Here is a 19,172-nt window from a genome sequence, read left to right as displayed (position 1 = left end):
GTCTTATAGAAGTGGTCTTAAGACGATTTTTATAGTTCTTATTTTTAAATCCCCAGACAATCTATCAGGAGGTGAAACTTACACATGAGTCAAGCAGCAATCGCTACAAAACAAGTAATCGTTGAAGACGTAACAAAGAAATTTGAAGCAGCAGCTTCAATCGTCATTGTTGACTATCGCGGATTAACTGTTGAAGAAGTTACAGAATTACGTAAACAATTACGTGATGCTGGTGTTGAGATGAAAGTTATTAAAAACTCTATTCTTAGCCGTTCAGCTGAAGCAGCTGGTTTATCTGGTTTAGGAGATATCTTTAAAGGTCCTACTGCTATCGCATTCAGTAATGAAGATGTTATTGCACCTGCAAAAATCATCAATGAATTTGCTGAAAAAGCTGAAGCATTAGAGATTAAAGCTGGCGTTATTGAAGGTAAAGTTTCTTCAAAAGAAGAAATCGAAGCTCTTGCAAAACTTCCAAATCGCGAAGGTTTGTTATCTATGTTACTTTCAGTACTACAAGCACCAGTCAGAAATACTGCACTTGCTTTCAAAGCAGTGGCAGATTCAAAAGAAGAAGTGGCTTAATTACGAGTTACAATTTTTTTGAAACAAAACAAGCAATCTAAAAATATACCCAATAATGGAGGAAATTAACAATGGCATTAAACATTGAACAAATCATTGCTGATGTGAAAGAAGCAACAGTATTAGAATTAAACGACTTAGTAAAAGCAATCGAAGAAGAATTTGGCGTTACAGCAGCTGCTCCTGTAGCAGCTGCTGGTGTTGCAGGTCCTGCAGCAGCAGAACAAACTGAATTTACAGTAGAATTAACTTCTGCTGGAGATCAAAAAATTAAAGTAATCAAAGTAGTTCGCGAAGCTACTGGCTTAGGTCTTAAAGAAGCTAAAGCATTAGTTGACGGAGCTCCTACAGCACTTAAAGAAGGCGTATCTAAAGATGACGCTGAAGCTATGAAAGCACAACTTGAAGAAGTTGGAGCTTCTGTAGAAGTTAAATAATCATTTTTAATGATAGAAGAAGACACGCAGTTTACTGTGTGTCTTTTTTTTGTGGATAAATAAGATGCAATCAAAAAGTTATTCAGTTGTGGAAAACTTTTTTCCGGATTCTAACTTGCTATTCATCCACAGTAAAGAAAAACAAGTCATTTTTTGTGGATAAGTCTGTCTTTTTTCGAATGTATGTTCTATAATGTGGAGAGTTACATAAAGAGAGTAGGGTGCGTATGAATCAAAACAATCGGTTATCTGTTAGGAAATTAGTAGAGTTTGTATTGAAAAAAGGTAGTATTGATGAACGTTATACAGGTTCTGCGCATACTGCAATCGAGGGAACAAAGCTTCATCAGAAAATCCAAAAAGAAGCTGGGGATAACTATCAAAAAGAAGTGTTCTTAAAAAAAGAGCTGTTAATAAATCAGCGGAATTACTCCATCGAAGGACGAGCGGATGGCGTTGTCGAAGAAAAAAGTGGGAAATATTGGGTCGATGAAATTAAAACCTCTGAAATAGACTTTGATTTATTACCTGATAATACGCTTGAACGGTTTTGGGGACAACTTATGTGTTACGGCTATATGCTAGCTGTGGAAAAAGAATTAGCAGAGATTGAATTGCAGTTAACATACTATGAAACATTAAATGAAAAAATAACTCGAACTAGAAAAAAAGTATCCATCACTGAATTGACTTCTTTTTTTAATCATTTAGTGGAACAATATGAAAAATGGGTCATTTTTAATGACAATTGGCGTATTTTGCGCAATCAAACACTTAAACAACTTGACTTTCCTTATGGTGATTACCGCTCAGGACAAAGAGAACTTGCTGTTGCGGTGTATAAAACAATTTTAACTGAACAAAATTTATACTGTGAAGCGCCAACTGGAATTGGCAAAACAATGTCTACTTTATTTCCAGCGGTGAAATCGATTGGAGAAGAGAAAGCTGAAAAATTATTCTATTTAACAGCTAAAACCGTTACACGTCAAGTAGCAGAAGATGCAGTCGAACAAATGGAACGAAATGGAGCAAAACTAAAGAGCGTTACGTTAACGGCTAAAGATAAAATTTGTTTTTTAGATGAACGTAAATGTGATCCGAAGCACTGTATATTTGCAAGAGGCTATTATGATCGTTTGAATGAAGCGTTATTTGAATTGCTACAGCAAGAAAATCATTTTACAAGAGAGATTGTGGAAAGTTATGCTAGAAAATATACACTATGTCCATTTGAATTATCTTTAGATATTAGCTTATGGTGTGACATAATTATTTGTGATTACAATTATTTGTTTGATCCGATTGTGTATTTGAAGCGATTTTTTAACGATGAAAAGAATGAGTATGTATTTTTGATTGACGAAGTCCATAACTTAGTTGATCGTTCACGAGAGATGTTCTCTGCAAGCTTATCGGAACAAAAAATAATAACGATATACAGGGAGTTGTTGAAAGAAGATCAAAAGCAACGACGTGTGATGAACCGTTTAATAAAAGATTTTAAAAGTTTTAGAACCAACTGTGGCGAAGTGGAGTTTATGACTCAAAGTGAACCAGCGGATTTATTTTTAAAACATGTAGTTAAATTTACTGAGAACACAAAAGAATGGTTGCTGGTGAATCAACAAGCGAGTAGTCATTCGAAAATGTTAGAGCTTTATTTTGAAGCACTAACCTACTTGAAAATTTCAGAATTTTATGATGAACGATACGTAACCTATGTTCATTTAGTAGGGAAGGATATCACTATTAAGCAATTCTGTTTAAATCCCTCTTTTTTAATTAATCAAACATTGAAACGTGGAAAAGCATCAGTTTTATTTTCCGCCACACTGTCTCCAATCAACTATTTCGCGCAATTACTAGGAGGGAAAGAAAAGCCTTTAATGTATCAATTGCCTTCACCATTTAAGCAAGAACATCAATTGTTAGTAATTGCAAATTACATTGATACTCGTTACCAAGTGCGTCAAGCCAGCCACCAACCGATTGCCAACGCTTTGACTACAATGGTTACTCAAAAAAAAGGCAATTATTTATTCTTTTTTCCTTCTTATCAATATTTGGAATCGATTTATCAAGAGTTTGTCGAAAAGAATCCGACAGTAGAAACGGTGGTTCAAGGAAGGGTTATGGATGAACAGCAACGTGAATTGTTTTTACAGAAGTTTAAGAATAGGCCAGAATCGAATTTAGTTGGTTTTTGTGTACTAGGAGGCATTTTTTCAGAAGGAATCGATTTAAAAGGGGAACGTCTTATTGGTGTGGCTATAGTTGGCGTGGGATTAGCACAATTGAATGCAGAAGCTGATTTAGTTCAAAAATATTACCAAACAGAAAACCATGAGGGGTATCAATTTGCGTATCAAATTCCTGGAATGAACAAAGTTCTTCAAGCGGCAGGGCGCGTGATTCGAAGCGAAACAGATATTGGCGTTGTTCTATTATTAGATCAACGTTTTAATGCTAGAAGATACAGAGAGTTATTCCCAGAACATTGGCAACAAATCGAGAGTGTAAACAATGATAGAGAACTAAAGAGCCAGTTAATGAGATTTTGGAAATAAAAAAGATTATTATGGAAGAAATTTCTTTCATAGTAATCTTTTTTATTTACAAATTATACCGCAAGGGGTATAATTTGTTTTGGATACGGTAGGAGGTATTTTTGGATTTCCTTCTAAATGAAGTATAGAGTATGAAAGGATTGTGTATAGAATGTTTTTCTTTAAAAAATTACCAAGTATCACAACAAAAGAATTAGAAGAAATGTTACCTAAGAAACCGATGATTATTGATGTTCGTGAGCCACAGGAGTTTAGTGGTGGACATATTCCTACAGCTAAAAATATTCCTTTGAAAAAGATAAACAGCTATCAAACAAAAGAACCTGTTTACATTATTTGTCAGTCTGGTATGCGAAGCAAACAAGCGGTGAAGACATTACGAGCTAAAGGTATGGATGCAGTCAACGTTAAGGGCGGAATGATGAGTTGGGCTGGAAAAGTTAGAGGAGGAAAATTATAATGAGATTTGTTATTATTGGTGGAGTAGCTGGCGGAATGTCAGCAGCTACTCGCTTAAGAAGATTAAACGAAGATGCAGAGATTATTGTTTTAGAAAAAGGACCGTATGTGTCTTTTGCAAATTGTGGCTTGCCTTATTATGTTTCAGGAGAAATTCAGCAACGCCAAGAATTGCTAGTACAAACACCAGAACAATTAAAGGCACGTTTTCAATTAGATGTTCGACCATTTAGTGAAGCCATTTCAATTGATGCTGAAAATAAAGTTGTACAGGTTCGAAATGATGAAGGAGAGTATTCTTTGTCTTATGACAAGTTAATTCTATCTCCAGGAGCCAAACCGTTTATTCCGCCTATCGAAGGATTGGATCAAGCAAGCAATGTCTTTACCCTTAGAAATGTACCGGATGTTGACCAAATTATGAAATTTACCATTAGTCAAAATCCGAAAAAAGCAATGGTTATCGGTGCTGGTTTTATCGGTTTGGAAATGGCCGAAAGCTTAGCAAAACGTGGGATAGACGTAACAATTGTCGAAAAAGCACCTCATGTACTGCCTCCTATTGATGAAGAAATGGCTGCTTTTGTTACAAAAGAATTAAAAGACAATCAAGTAACTGTTTTGACAGGAACGTCAGCGACAGCCTTTACGAATAACGGGGGACGTGTCCTTTTAGAAAATGGAGAAGAGATTGCAACAGATTTAATTATTTTATCAGTCGGTGTGCAACCTGAAAATACATTGGCTCTACAAGCTGGTATTGAAACAGGAATGCGTGGAGGAATTTTAGTAGATGAACACTATCAAACAAGTCAAAAGGATATTTATGCTGTAGGCGACGCTATTTTGGTGAAGCAGTTTACGAGCCAAGAGGATGCCCTGATCTCACTAGCATCTCCTGCTAACCGACAAGGTAGACAAGTTGCAGATGTTTTATCAGGTATACCCCGCAAAAATTTAGGAAGCTTAGGAACAGCAATTGTCCGCGTCTTTAGCCAAGCAGTTGCTTCGACTGGTTTAACAGAACGTCAATTAAGAGCCCTTGGTTTAGAGTATAAGAGTGTCCACGTTCAAGGGAAAAGCCATGCTGGATATTTTCCTCATGCAGAAGGGATTTTATTGAAGCTGCTATTTAACCCTACAACAGGCGAGCTATATGGCGCTCAGGCAATTGGGAAAGATGGCGTGGACAAACGCATTGACATTATTGCAACGGCGATTAAAGGTCGTTTGACTGTTGAGGATTTACCAGAATTGGAATTTAGCTATGCACCTCCATTTGGCTCTGCAAAAGATCCAGTGAATATGGCGGGTTATGCTGCATTAAACATTATGGAAGGTATTTCTGAGTCGATTCAGTGGTATGAATTAACAGAAAAACAAGCAGAAGGAGCCTTTTTATTAGATGTTCGAACAACCAATGAGGTAGCTCAAGGTAGTTTAAAAGGTGCGTATCACATTCCGTTAGATGATTTGAGATGCCGTCTTCATGAATTGCCAAAAGACAAAGAGATTATTGTAAGTTGTCAAAGTGGATTACGTAGTTATCTTGCAGAACGTATTTTAAAACAATCAGGTTATCAAGCGAAAAATTTAGACGGCGCATTTAACCTGTATTCAACTATAAAACCAGAGGAGATCGTAAAATAATGTATCAATCAATTACAATGCCAGAATTTGAGCACTTAGTAAAACAAGGTGGAATTTCAATTTTAGATGTTCGTGAACCTACTGAATTTAGTAGCGGTCATATTAAAGAAGCGGTTCTAATGCCGTTGAATTCAATTCCAGAACAATTAAATCAATTGAATAAAGAAAAAGAGTATTATATTATTTGTCATTCCGGTATGCGTTCAGCATCAGCAAGTGCTTTCTTAGCAGAAAAAGGATACAGCGTTACAAACGTCATGGGTGGAATGTCTGCTTGGAAAGGAGAGACTCTTAGTGGAATGTGATAAAAAAATATTAAATCGTCTAAAACGTTCAGAAGGTCAAATTAGAGGCGTTTTGAAAATGATAGAAGAAGAACGAGAATGCCAAGATGTCATCACGCAACTTTCGGCAGTCCGTTCAAGTATTGATAAAGTAATGGGAATCATGGTAGCTGAAAACCTCGTTCATTGCATTGAAGAAAGCGACAATAGTAAAGAAGTTTATGAACAACGTGTTAAAGAAGCGATTGATTTAATTGTAAAAGTAAAATAAAGAAAAAACGCTGTATCCATTGGATACAGCGTTTTTCTGATTAACTGAGATATTAGGGTATCTTTTAGTATAGTTTTATTTTTTGAGGTTTAAATAAGAATTAGCAATCTAAATTTATCGATTAATTAAAAAGAAGAGGGGTTACTTTTTAATTTTGATTTTAACTTTAGTATTATCTGTAAATTGTGCTTGTAATTGGAATTGTTTGTAGTCAGAACCCGCATTTAATTTTTTAACAACGTGTTTTTCAATGTCTGATTGACTAGCAGAATTTAAATCGATACCAGTTAAAACAGCTTTTACTTTTTCTTCAGCTTTAGCGCCTTGGAAATTTTCTTTTGTTAAGCCATTTTTGTATTGAGCTTTAATAGTTCCGTTAGAATTTACTTGATATTGTAATTGGATATCGCCTTTTTTATAATCAAGTTCGATTTGTAATTGACGGATATCTGAAGTTTGTTCAGCACTTTCTTCTTCACCAGCGTTTGATGAATCACCAGGTTTTTCAGTTTCTGGAGCTTCAACTTCTGGAGCAGATCCATGAGATTGCACGCCTAATTCAGCTTTAGGGAAATTATTTTTGATAACAATTACTTTAAAGTCTAAGTTCGCAACATTTGCAACCTTTTGTAAAAGAGCAAGTGATTGGCTAGCGTTTAATTTAACACGGTTCGCAATTAAAGTAGCTTCAGAAGCTTCATAACCAGCTTTTTCCCAAACTTTAGCATCTGTCAACGCTTTTTGGATAGCAGCAGCATTTTTAGTTGTTAGTTCAAGTCCAGTTAATTCTTTAATTTCAGCTTTCGTGAATAAAGTGATTGATTTGTACGCATTAGATTCAATTACAGTACCTAATGGAGTTGATGTTTCTGGAACTTCAACTTCAGGAGTTTCTGTACCTGGGTTACTTACTTCAGGTTTTTCAGCTTCTGGAGCTGATACGTGATTTTGAACGCCGATTTCAGCTTTTGGATAGTAATTATTTTTTACAAGAGTCACTTTAAATTGTAAATTAGAAGTGTTTGCCATTTTCTTTAAAAGGTTTAAAGATTGGTTATAGCTTAATTTAACACGGTTCGCAATTAAAGTAGCTTCAGAAGTTTCGTAACCAGCTTCTTCCCAAACGGCTACTTCAGATAAAGCTTTTTGGATAGCAGGTGCATTTTTAACAGTTACATCAAGACCTGTTAATGTTTTGATTTCAGCTTTGCTAAATAATGTCACCGATTTGTATTGATTTGACTCGAGAACTGTTTCTGCGTTAGCTTTTGGGCTAACGGCTAACGTTGACATCGCGCCAACTGATAAAACTAGACCTGCAATTAATGTTGATTTTGTTAATTTGTTCATAATGTAGAACCTCCTAAGTTTTTTTCTACTATTTTTTGATTACTAGTTAATGAATAGTAGCTGACGTCAGTATACGAAGAAATAATTAAAAATACAACCGTTTTGATTTTTTTAAATTTCCCAAAATTGAGTAAGAAAATGTAAAAAACTGATGTGTCTGCGTTTGCCGAACTATTTTTAAAGAGAAAAGTCTGTAAAATAGAGGGATTCTATTTTTTTAGTAAGTATTTAGTTGAAAAGTAGGAAGTTTAGCAAAAAAAGTGTAGAATATAGAAGAGATTAATGAACAATTGGTTCAGAAAGGAATTTACAATGGCAGATCATTATTATACAAACAAACCTAAAACTGAATCGAAAGAGAGTGCTTGGACGTATCAGTTAAAAGGCTTTGATTTTAAATTTGTTACAGATTTAGGTGTGTTTTCAAAAAAAACAGTGGATTTCGGATCGCGTTTACTAATAGAAACAATTGATTTAAACGATGTAGTCAGTGGTGACGTGTTAGACGTAGGGTGTGGATATGGTCCAATGGGCTTATCTTTAGCCAAAGCAGATCCAAATCGTCAAGTTGAAATGGTTGATGTAAATGAACGAGCGTTAGGATTAGCAAAACAAAATGCTTCGAATAATCGTATTTCCAATGTTTTGATTCATCCATCAGATGTGTATGATCAAGTTGAAGGCAAAGAATTTGCGCTAATTGTAAGCAATCCGCCGATTCGTGCAGGAAAAACAGTCGTACACACGATCTTAACTGACGCATATACACACTTGAAAAAAGGTGGGAAGTTAGTTATTGTAATTCAGAAAAAACAAGGGGCACCAAGTGGAATGAAAAAAATGGAAGAAACCTTTGGAAATGCTGAAGTTATCGCTAAAGATAAAGGTTACTGGATTATTCAAAGTATTAAAGAAAACTAAATTAAAACATCAAAAGAAGAGTGTTTATTGTTCTTTTGATGTTTTTTTATTTTTCAAAAAAATGTTATTAAATCATTTCCATTCAATTTTACATAGTGTATACTGAAAAAATATAATGAATTATGAAGGGGTTTAAATAAGATGGAAGCAATTAAGTTGATAGGTATTTTGATTATTCTAGTTGGCTTTATTTTTAAGTTTGACACAATTGCTGTGGTATTGGTAGCAGCATTAGCAACAGCATTAGTTTCGGGGATTTCGATTCCAGATTTTTTAACGATGTTAGGAGAAGCGTTTGTTTCCAATCGTTTAGTTACGTTATTTTTACTAACATTACCTATGATCGGTTTATCTGAACGTTTTGGTTTACGTCAGCAAGCCGTTGTATTAATTGAAAAAATGAAAGGTTTAACACCGGGGCGATTTTTAACAATCTATATGATAATCCGTGAATTGGCAGGCTTCTTTTCAATTCGTGTACAAGGGCATACACAATTTATCCGTCCAATCGTCAATCCGATGGCACAAGCTGCAGCATTGACTAAATATGGTGAAATTACGCCAGAAGATGAAGATAAAATCAAAGCAAAAGCAGCCGCGACCGAAAACTTTGGGAATTTCTTTGCTCAAAATACGTTTATTGCAGCAGCCGGAGTATTATTGATTGAAGCAACAATGAAATCATTAGGTTATGAAGCGACAGCGGTAGCGATTGCACAAGCATCTATTCCAATCGCGTTGATTATGTTGCTGTTAGTTGCGATTTCAAATGTGTTATTTGATAAAAAAATGGCTAAAAAATATGGCATGGAAAAAGTTGAAGAAATCAAAAGCAAAGGAGGACGTTCTTAATGGAAAGTTTAATCAATAATTTATTGGAGTTCTTCTATATTTTAATCGGTTTGTTGTTAATGACAACGGCTGCGCGTGTGTTTATGGATAAAACACATCCAACGAGAATGGGAACGTCTTTATTTTGGATGTTACTAGGAATTGTTTTTGCATTTGGCAACTTCATTCCGTTCATGATTGATGGCATCATTATTTTAGTGATGGGTGTCTTGACGTTGTTTAAACAGGTTCAAATCGGCAAATTAGCTGAATTAAATGAAGCAGAATCAGAAGCTGCTTCTAAAAGAATTGGCGCATGGATTTTTCTACCATGTATTTTACTAGCTGCTTTGGCAGTTGGAATTGCTCAACTAACACCATTAGGTGGTCAAGTTGGGATTGGGTTAGCTTCAATTGGTTCGTTACTTGTTGTTATTTTCATTACGAAAGCAAAACCTAAAACCGTCTTAGACGATTCAGATCGTATGATTCAACAAGTTGGAACAACTGGAATTTTACCTCAATTACTAGCTGCTTTAGGTGTGATTTTCACACAAGCTGGTGTTGGGACAGTGATTTCGAATGGAATCTCAACAGTAGTTCCAGAAGGGAATCGCTTAGCAGGTGTTATTGCCTATTGTCTAGGAATGGTTATTTTCACAATGATTATGGGAAATGGATTTGCAGCCTTTACAGTTATTACTGCTGGAATCGGTGTTCCCTTTGTGATGATGCAAGGAGCCGACCCAGTTGTGGCTGGAGCGCTTGCAATGACGGCAGGTTTTTGTGGAACGCTATTAACACCAATGGCGGCGAACTTCAATGCGTTGCCAGCAGCCCTATTAGAAATGAAAGACACAAATGGTGTTATCCGAGCACAAGCGCCTCTGGCCATTTTAATGATTTTGATTCACATCGTCTTAATGTATTTCTGGGCGTTTTAAAAAATAAATTTTAAGGATAGAAAGGAAGTAAAGTATATGAAAATTTTAGTTACAGGATTCGATCCATTCGGTGGAGAACCAATTAACCCTGCTTTAGAAGCTGTTAAAGGATTAGCGGATACAATCAATGGTGCAGAAATCATCAAGTTAGAAATTCCAACAGTATTTGGTAAATCGGCTGAAGTTGTAAAAGCCGCAATGGAAAAACATCACCCAGATGTTGTGTTAAATATCGGTCAAGCAGGCGGTCGTTTTGCAATTTCGCCAGAACGAGTAGCGATTAATATTGACGATGCGAGAATTCCAGATAACGAAGGCAATCAACCTGTTGATATCGCAATTCAAGAAGACGGAGCACCTGCCTACTTTACACAACTACCTATTAAAGCAATGGTGACACAAATGAAAGAAGCAGGAATTCCTGCTAACGTATCAAATACAGCAGGAACATTCGTCTGCAACCATATTATGTATCAAGTTCAATATTTGATTGAAAAAGAATATCCAGCAGTTAAAGGCGGATTTATCCATGTTCCTTATATTCCAGAGCAAGTTATCGAAAAAGCAGGTCAACCATTTATGAGTCTAACAGATATGACTAAAGGACTGACAGCAGCAATCGAAGCCATTATTTTATATGATGGCAAAGAAGATTTAAAAGCTGTTGGAGGTGCCATTCATTAATGAAAGAAGCAGTACCGCGTCCCTTATTCACCTATGGTAGTTTGATGGAAAATCTTTTTAATTACGACTTGTATTTAGCTGGGAAAGTAACTGGATCCCCTAAAAAAGCACGTATAAAAGGAGAACTCTATCATTTAGATTCTAAAGGCTATCCAGCATTGTTGCCAGGAGACAACTGGGTATATGGTGAAATTTTTGAGCTGAAAGAATTCTCAAAAGAAATCCTTCCGTTAGATAAAATGGAAAACTACTATGGAAAAGGCGCAAGCAACAATGAATACGAACGTCAACTCGTTGAAGTAGAAGTTTTTAATGAAGCTACAGAAAAATATGACCTTAAAGAAACGGTTTATTGTTATCTATATGTACCGGACCATGATGAAACATTCGCTACTCAAAGTACCTATTTAGCAACTGGGAATTGGCGAGCTTATTATCATCAAATCGCAGGTTAATCACACACAGAAGGAATTTTTCCTTCTGTGTTTTTTCATATATCGAGGATGTTTTAAAAATCTTGACAAGTGAGTCAATCAGTTATATAATGACTAAATGCGAATACTGTAGTCAGTAGCATAGAATTCACCCTGAAATATTGTCCAGAGTGAGTTTTTAAAGGGAAAACAAAAGAAATTGTGAATTTTATTAAAGAAAATGTCACGAATCTTTTGGTTTTTTTTTGCCAAAAAATGAAAAAAAAGCTAGTTTGTTACTTATATTTAACAAAAGTAATGAAAATGTAATATTCATTTTAAAGCTTGCTACGGTTGCATTAAATATGTTTTGAGGGGTGAATAGGTTGGCAGGCCACTTAGTAAATTACGGAAAACACCGTACACGAAGAAGTTTTGCACGAATCAGCGAGGTTTTAGAGTTACCAAACTTAATTGAAATCCAAACTGACTCATACCAATGGTTCCTAGATGAAGGATTGCGTGAAATGTTTAAAGATATCTCACCAATTGAAGACTTTGCAGGAAACCTATCATTAGAATTTATTGATTATCAATTACACAACCCAAAATACACAGTTGAAGAAGCGAGAAGCCATGATGCCAATTACTCAGCTCCGCTTCACGTGAAATTACGTTTAATCAACAAAGAAACTGGTGAAGTAAAAGACCAAGAAGTATTCTTTGGCGATTTCCCATTAATGACTGAAATGGGTACATTTATTATCAACGGAGCAGAGCGTGTTATTGTATCACAATTAGTTCGTTCACCAGGGGTTTACTTCCATGGTAAAGTTGATAAAAATGGCAAACAAGGTTTTGGTTCTACTGTTATCCCTAACCGTGGAGCATGGTTAGAATATGAAACAGATGCAAAAGATCTTTCTTATGTAAGAATCGACCGCACACGTAAAATTCCACTTTCAGTATTAGTTCGTGCTTTAGGATTTGGATCAGATGATCAGATCTTAGAAATTTTTGGCGATAATGAAAGTCTACGTTTAACGTTAGAAAAAGATTTACACAAAAATTCTAGCGATTCTCGTACAGAGGAAGCCTTGAAAGATGTTTACGAACGTCTACGTCCAGGTGAGCCTAAAACTGCTGACAGCTCAAGAAGCTTGCTAAATGCTCGTTTCTTTGATCCAAAACGCTACGACTTAGCAAATGTTGGTCGTTACAAAGTCAACAAAAAACTAAACCTTAAAACCCGTCTATTTAACCAAACTCTTGCTGAAACATTAGTTGATCCTGAAACTGGTGAAATTTTAGCAGAAAAAGGAACGTTCTTAGATCGTCCAATGATTGATAAACTAACACCATTCTTAGACGCAGGTCTAAACAGTGTGACTTTATATCCAACAGATGATGGTGTTGTACCAGAACCTGTAACGATTCAAGTAGTTCAAGTAATTTCACCAAAAGATGGCGAACGTGTTGTTAATGTGATTGGAAACGGCAACGTTTCAACTGACATCAAAAACATTACGCCAGCTGATATCTTAGCTTCAATGAGCTATTTCTTCAACTTACAAGAAAATATCGGCAACGTAGACGACATTGACCATTTAGGAAACCGTCGTATCCGTTCTGTTGGAGAATTATTACAAAATCAATTCCGTATTGGTTTGTCACGTATGGAACGTGTTGTTCGTGAACGTATGTCGATTCAAGATGTTGCAACCGTAACACCGCAACAATTAATCAACATTCGCCCAGTTGTAGCAGCAATCAAAGAATTCTTTGGTTCTTCTCAATTGTCACAGTTCATGGATCAAACGAATCCACTAGGTGAGTTGACTCACAAACGTCGTCTATCTGCCTTAGGGCCTGGTGGTTTGACAAGAGACCGTGCCGGATATGAAGTTCGAGATGTACATTATTCCCATTATGGTCGTATGTGTCCTATCGAAACACCTGAGGGTCCAAATATCGGGTTGATTAATAGTCTATCAAGTTATGCAAAAATTAATAAATTTGGTTTTATCGAAACACCATACCGTCGTGTGGATCGTGAAACTGGTAAAGTAACAAAGCACATTGATTATTTAACAGCAGACGAGGAAGATCACTACGTTGTTGCCCAAGCAAACTCAGTATTGCTTGAAGATGGTAGCTTTGAAAGTGACATCGTGATGGCTCGTTTCATCAGTGAAAACTTAGAAGTTCCAATTAGCCGTGTCGATTACATGGACGTTTCACCAAAACAAGTAGTTGCTGTTGCGACAGCATGTATTCCGTTCTTGGAAAACGATGATAGTAACCGTGCGTTAATGGGAGCCAACATGCAACGTCAAGCTGTACCGTTGATTCATCCACAAGCTCCACTAGTTGGAACTGGGATGGAATACAAATCAGCACACGATTCTGGAGCTGCATTAATTTGTAAAAATCCTGGTGTCGTTGAATATGTAGATGCTAAAGAAGTTCGTGTTCGTCAAGATAACGGCGCTTTAGACAAATACTCAATCACAAAATTCCGTCGTTCAAACTCTGGTACATGTTACAACCAACGTCCAATCGTTTCTAAAGGCGACCGTGTGGATGCTAGCGAAATCCTAGCTGATGGTTCTTCAATGGAAAACGGTGAGATGGCATTAGGACAAAATGTTTTAGTGGCCTTCATGACTTGGGAAGGGTACAACTATGAGGATGCGATTATCATGAGCGAACGTCTAGTTAAAGATGATGTTTACACTTCTGTCCATATTGAAGAATATGAATCAGAAGCTCGTGATACAAAACTTGGACCTGAAGAAATCACTCGTGAAATTCCAAATGTCGGAGAAGACGCATTAAAAGACTTAGACGAATTCGGAATTATCCGTATTGGGGCTGAAGTTCATGATGGCGATTTATTAGTTGGTAAAGTAACTCCTAAAGGGGTAACCGAATTATCTGCTGAAGAACGTCTATTACATGCGATCTTTGGTGAAAAAGCTCGTGAAGTTCGCGATACATCATTGAAAGTTCCACATGGTGGTGGCGGAATCGTTCACGACGTTAAAATCTTTACACGTGAAGCAGGAGACGAATTATCACCCGGTGTGAATATGTTAGTACGCGTTTATATCGTACAAAAACGTAAAATCAACGAAGGCGATAAAATGGCTGGACGTCACGGAAATAAAGGGGTCGTTTCTCGCATTATGCCAGAAGAAGACATGCCTTTCTTACCAGACGGCACACCTGTTGATATCATGTTGAACCCTCTTGGGGTACCATCACGTATGAATATCGGACAAGTTCTTGAATTACACATCGGAATGGCCGCTCGTCAACTAGGAATCCATATTGCGACTCCTGTATTTGATGGAGCAAGCGAGGAAGATGTTTGGGAAACTGTACAAGAAGCAGGAATGGCAAGTGATGCTAAAACTGTTTTATACGATGGACGTAGTGGTGAGCCATTTGATAACCGTGTTTCAGTTGGTGTGATGTATATGATTAAATTAGCCCACATGGTTGATGATAAATTACATGCTCGTTCAACTGGACCTTACTCATTAGTTACACAACAACCACTTGGAGGTAAAGCTCAATTTGGTGGACAACGTTTTGGAGAGATGGAAGTTTGGGCACTTGAAGCGTATGGGGCAGCTTATACACTACAAGAAATCTTAACGTACAAATCAGATGACGTTGTTGGACGTGTGAAAACATATGAAGCAATCGTTAAAGGTGAAAAAATTCCAAGACCAGGTGTTCCAGAATCATTCCGCGTATTAGTAAAAGAGTTACAAGCTTTAGGACTAGATATGAAAGTTCTAGATGCAAATGACGATGAAATCGAATTACGTGATTTAGATGATGATGACGATATCGTAAACATTGATGCACTTAGTAAATATGCAGAAGAACAAGAAAAAATTCGTGCTGATGCTCGTGAAAAAGAACGTTTAGAGCAAGAAGGCGCAGAATAATAGAAGTATCCTATTGAGACATCTAAAGTCGAATGCAGATTTGACTTTAGATGATCCCTCAATAGCAAATCGAGCAGGTAGGGCAGCTCAACCAATAATTAAAGGGAGGTAGGCCCCTTGATAGACGTTAATAATTTTGAAAACATGCAAATCGGTTTAGCATCTCCAGACAAGATTCGTAGTTGGTCTTATGGAGAAGTGAAAAAACCTGAAACCATTAACTACCGTACACTAAAACCAGAACGCGATGGCTTGTTCTGTGAACGCATTTTTGGCCCATCAAAAGACTGGGAATGTGCTTGTGGTAAGTACAAACGTATTCGCTATAAAGGAATTGTTTGTGATCGTTGTGGAGTGGAAGTAACAAGATCTAAAGTTCGTCGTGAACGTATGGGTCACATCGAATTAGCAGCACCTGTTTCACACATTTGGTATTTCAAAGGAATTCCAAGTAGAATGGGTCTTGTCTTAGATATGAGCCCACGTGCTCTTGAAGAAATCATTTATTTTGCTTCGTATGTTGTTACCGATGCAGGTGACACCTCTTTAGAACGCAAACAATTGTTAACTGAAAGAGAATATCGTGATAAACGTGAACAATATGGTCAAAACTTCCAAGCAGCAATGGGAGCAGAAGCAATCAAACAATTGCTAGATGATGTTCAATTAGAAAAAGAAGTGGCTGAATTAAAAGAAGAGTTAAAATCTGCTCAAGGGCAAAAAAGAACTCGCGCCATTCGCCGTTTAGATATCTTAGAAGCATTCCGTCATTCAGGTAATGAACCTAGCTGGATGGTTATGGACGTTGTTCCAATCATTCCTCCAGATTTACGCCCAATGGTTCAATTAGAAGGTGGACGCTTTGCAACGAGTGATTTAAATGATTTATATCGTCGTGTAATCAACCGTAACAACCGTCTAAAACGCTTATTGGACTTAAATGCACCAAATATTATCGTGCAAAATGAAAAACGTATGCTTCAAGAAGCCGTTGATGCCTTGATTGATAATGGTCGTCGTGGCCGTCCAGTTACTGGACCAGGTAACCGTCCATTGAAATCATTGTCACATATGCTTAAAGGGAAACAAGGTCGTTTCCGTCAAAACTTACTAGGAAAACGTGTCGATTATTCTGGTCGTTCTGTTATCGTAGTAGGTCCAAACTTGAAAATGTACCAATGTGGACTTCCAAAAGAAATGGCCATTGAACTATTCAAACCATTTGTAATGAAAGAACTAGTTGCACGTGATCTTGCAAGCAACATCAAAAACGCGAAACGTAAAATTGATCGTCAAGATGAAGGTATCTGGGATGTATTAGAAGACGTTATTCGTGAACATCCAGTATTGCTTAACCGAGCACCTACTCTTCATAGATTAGGGATCCAAGCCTTTGAACCAACTCTAGTTGAAGGACGCGCAATTCGTCTTCACCCATTAGTATGTGAAGCCTACAATGCCGATTTCGATGGAGACCAAATGGCGGTTCACGTTCCACTTAGTGATGAAGCACAAGCTGAAGCACGTATGTTGATGCTAGCTGCCCAAAATATCTTAAATCCAAAAGATGGTAAACCAGTTGTAACTCCTTCTCAAGATATGGTACTAGGAAACTACTACCTAACGATGGAAGAAGAGCAACGTGAAGGCGAAGGGATGGTCTTTAAAGACTTAACCGAAGCATTGATTGCCTATCAAAACGGATACGTTCATTTACATTCAAGAATTGGTGTTCAAACAACGTCCTTAAAAGACAAACCATTTACTGAATGGCAAAAAGAACGTACATTGATTACGACAGTAGGGAAATTACTTTTCAATGAAATCATGCCTGTAGAATTCCCTTACTTGAATGAACCAACTACTGAAAACTTAGAAGTTGCTATTTCAGATCGTTTCTTTGTAGAGCCAGGAACAGATATCCCAGCTCATATTAAAAAACAAGAAATCAATTTACCATTTAAAAAGAAAAATCTTGGAAATATCATTGCCGAAGTCTTCAAAAGATTCCATATCACTGAAACTTCTAAAATGTTAGATAGAATGAAAGACTTAGGTTACAAACATTCTACACGTGCTGGTATTACAGTAGGTATCGCTGATATCGTAGTACTACATGAAAAACAAGAAATTTTAGATGAAGCTCATAAACAAGTTGATAACGTAACAAAACAATTCCGTCGTGGTTTAATCACTGACGAGGAACGTTACGAACGCGTTATTGGCATTTGGAATTCAGCTAAAGACCGTATCCAAATTAAATTAATGGAAAGTTTAGATGCGAAGAACCCAATCTTCATGATGAGTGACTCTGGAGCCCGTGGGAATATTTCCAACTTTACTCAGCTTGCTGGTATGCGTGGACTTATGGCCGCTCCTAATGGACAAATCATGGAATTGCCAATCACATCAAACTTCCGTGAAGGTTTAACCGTCTTAGAAATGTTTATCTCAACCCATGGAGCTCGTAAAGGTATGACCGATACAGCCCTTAAGACTGCCGATTCAGGTTACTTGACTCGTCGTCTAGTTGACGTAGCACAAGATGTTATCATTCGTGAAACAGACTGTGGTACTGATCGTGGCTTAGATATTTCAGCAATCAAAGAAGGAAACGAAGTCATTGAACCTCTTGAAGAGCGTTTACTTGGTCGTTACACTCGTAAAACTATTTTCCATCCAGAAAATGGTTCAGTTATCATGAAAGAAAACGAGATTATCACTGAAGATCTTGCAAAAGAAATCATGGACGCTGGAATCGAAGAAGTATCAATCCGTTCAGTATTTACATGTAACACGAAACATGGTGTATGTAAACATTGTTACGGTCGTAACCTTGCAACAGGTTCAGAAGTTGAAGTTGGGGAAGCAGTTGGTACAATTGCGGCTCAATCAATCGGAGAACCAGGTACCCAATTAACAATGCGTACCTTCCATACAGGTGGGGTTGCCGGAGATGATATTACTCAAGGTTTACCTCGTATCCAAGAGATCTTTGAAGCTCGTAATCCTAAAGGGCAAGCGGTTATCACTGAAGTTACTGGTGAAATCATTGCCATTTCAGAAAATGCTGCTGAACGCACTAAAGAAGTGACAATCAAAGGAACAACGGATACTCGTAGCTATCCAGTACCTTATACCGCTCGCTTGAAAGTTGCAGAAGGCGACACGATTCATCGTGGAGAAGCACTTACTGAAGGATCAATCGATCCAAAACAACTATTACGTGTTCGTGATGTATTATCTGTTGAAAACTATCTATTACGTGAAGTTCAAAAAACTTACCGTATGCAAGGGGTAGAAATCGGCGATAAACATATCGAAGTAATGGTTCGTCAAATGTTACGTAAAGTCCGAGTTATGGACCCAGGTTCAACAGAGATTTTACCAGGAACATTGATGGATATCAGCGAATTTACAGACAAAAACTACGAAACAATTATGGCAGGAAATGTACCAGCAACTGGTCGTCCTGTACTACTTGGAATCACAAAAGCTTCTCTTGAAACGAACAGTTTCTTATCAGCTGCATCTTTCCAAGAAACAACTCGTGTGTTAACAGATGCTGCAATTCGTGGAAAACGTGATCCGTTACTTGGTCTTAAAGAAAATGTTATCATTGGTAAGATCATTCCAGCTGGTACCGGTATGGCTAAATACCGTAACATGGAACCAAAAGGAATTGGTGTTGTGAGTGAAAATGTTTACAGTATTAATGACACAATTGAACCAAAAACAGATTTCTAAATCCATTTAAACCATCCACTATTTGTTCAATCAAATAGTGGGTGGTTTTTTGATATTTTTTTGG

General features: G+C 37.0%; 15 protein-coding genes. 14 read left to right on the top strand and 1 reads right to left on the bottom strand.

Annotated features, from left to right (window positions below):
* Positions 1-84: 84 nt before the first annotated feature.
* From rplJ to AC07SW_RS06530, 7 genes are all read left to right on the top strand, one after another.
* Positions 85-585, top strand: a complete 501-nt coding sequence (gene rplJ / locus AC07SW_RS06560; RefSeq protein ID WP_034572195.1) for a 50S ribosomal protein L10 — start codon at positions 85-87, stop codon at positions 583-585.
* A gap of 71 nt (positions 586-656) precedes the next feature.
* Positions 657-1,022: a 50S ribosomal protein L7/L12 gene (gene rplL, locus AC07SW_RS06555; RefSeq protein ID WP_034572192.1), complete on the top strand. Its 366-nt coding sequence runs from the start codon at positions 657-659 to the stop codon at positions 1,020-1,022.
* A 227-nt stretch (positions 1,023-1,249) separates the two neighbouring features.
* On the top strand, positions 1,250-3,592 hold the full coding sequence (locus AC07SW_RS06550) for an ATP-dependent DNA helicase (RefSeq protein WP_494632487.1): 2,343 nt from the start codon (positions 1,250-1,252) through the stop codon (positions 3,590-3,592).
* 151 nt (positions 3,593-3,743) lie between these two features.
* Positions 3,744-4,052, top strand: a complete 309-nt coding sequence (locus tag AC07SW_RS06545; RefSeq protein ID WP_119907477.1) for a rhodanese-like domain-containing protein — start codon at positions 3,744-3,746, stop codon at positions 4,050-4,052.
* Positions 4,052-5,701, top strand: coding sequence for an FAD-dependent oxidoreductase (locus tag AC07SW_RS06540; protein ID WP_135022715.1), 1,650 nt, complete (start codon positions 4,052-4,054; stop codon positions 5,699-5,701). Before AC07SW_RS06545 ends, AC07SW_RS06540 begins: the two co-directional genes overlap by 1 nt.
* Positions 5,701-6,006 carry a rhodanese-like domain-containing protein gene (locus AC07SW_RS06535; RefSeq protein WP_034572181.1) on the top strand — a complete coding sequence of 102 codons (306 nt, stop codon included), beginning with the start codon at positions 5,701-5,703 and terminating at the stop codon, positions 6,004-6,006. Before AC07SW_RS06540 ends, AC07SW_RS06535 begins: the two co-directional genes overlap by 1 nt.
* Entirely contained in the window at positions 5,996-6,256 is a 261-nt protein-coding gene (locus AC07SW_RS06530) for a metal-sensitive transcriptional regulator (protein ID WP_034572179.1), read from the top strand. The genes AC07SW_RS06535 and AC07SW_RS06530 overlap by 11 nt, the downstream gene beginning before the upstream one ends.
* A 141-nt stretch (positions 6,257-6,397) precedes the next feature.
* On the opposite strand, the gene AC07SW_RS06525 is transcribed toward AC07SW_RS06530, so the two are convergent.
* On the bottom strand, positions 6,398-7,606 hold the full coding sequence (locus AC07SW_RS06525; RefSeq protein ID WP_135022716.1) for a YusW family protein: 1,209 nt from the start codon (positions 7,604-7,606) through the stop codon (positions 6,398-6,400).
* Positions 7,607-7,918: 312 nt separating this feature from the next.
* Between AC07SW_RS06525 and AC07SW_RS06520 the strand changes: the two genes are divergently transcribed.
* The 7 genes from AC07SW_RS06520 to rpoC all read left to right on the top strand — a co-directional run bounded on the left by AC07SW_RS06520 (position 7,919) and on the right by rpoC (position 19,108).
* On the top strand, positions 7,919-8,527 hold the full coding sequence (locus tag AC07SW_RS06520; RefSeq protein ID WP_119907480.1) for a class I SAM-dependent methyltransferase: 609 nt from the start codon (positions 7,919-7,921) through the stop codon (positions 8,525-8,527).
* A gap of 141 nt (positions 8,528-8,668) precedes the next feature.
* Positions 8,669-9,379 (top strand): DUF969 domain-containing protein, encoded by a 711-nt coding sequence (locus AC07SW_RS06515; RefSeq protein ID WP_034572171.1) that lies wholly within the window; start codon positions 8,669-8,671, stop codon positions 9,377-9,379.
* Positions 9,379-10,302 carry a DUF979 domain-containing protein gene (locus AC07SW_RS06510; RefSeq protein WP_034572168.1) on the top strand — a complete coding sequence of 308 codons (924 nt, stop codon included), beginning with the start codon at positions 9,379-9,381 and terminating at the stop codon, positions 10,300-10,302. Before AC07SW_RS06515 ends, AC07SW_RS06510 begins: the two co-directional genes overlap by 1 nt.
* A 36-nt stretch (positions 10,303-10,338) precedes the next feature.
* Positions 10,339-10,986: a pyroglutamyl-peptidase I gene (gene pcp, locus AC07SW_RS06505; RefSeq protein WP_034572165.1), complete on the top strand. Its 648-nt coding sequence runs from the start codon at positions 10,339-10,341 to the stop codon at positions 10,984-10,986.
* Positions 10,986-11,441 (top strand): gamma-glutamylcyclotransferase family protein, encoded by a 456-nt coding sequence (locus AC07SW_RS06500; RefSeq protein WP_034572162.1) that lies wholly within the window; start codon positions 10,986-10,988, stop codon positions 11,439-11,441. The genes pcp and AC07SW_RS06500 overlap by 1 nt, the downstream gene beginning before the upstream one ends.
* 335 nt (positions 11,442-11,776) lie before the next feature.
* Positions 11,777-15,361: a DNA-directed RNA polymerase subunit beta gene (gene rpoB, locus AC07SW_RS06495; RefSeq protein ID WP_119907482.1), complete on the top strand. Its 3,585-nt coding sequence runs from the start codon at positions 11,777-11,779 to the stop codon at positions 15,359-15,361.
* 117 nt (positions 15,362-15,478) lie between these two features.
* Positions 15,479-19,108 carry a DNA-directed RNA polymerase subunit beta' gene (rpoC, locus tag AC07SW_RS06490; RefSeq protein ID WP_034572157.1) on the top strand — a complete coding sequence of 1,210 codons (3,630 nt, stop codon included), beginning with the start codon at positions 15,479-15,481 and terminating at the stop codon, positions 19,106-19,108.
* The last annotated feature ends 64 nt before the right edge of the window (positions 19,109-19,172 follow it).

The sequence above is a fragment of the Carnobacterium sp. GW821-FHT04C06 genome (genome assembly GCF_059420345.1).
Note: the sequence above shows the minus strand (reverse complement) of the source record. Positions and strands in the feature narration are given on the sequence as shown.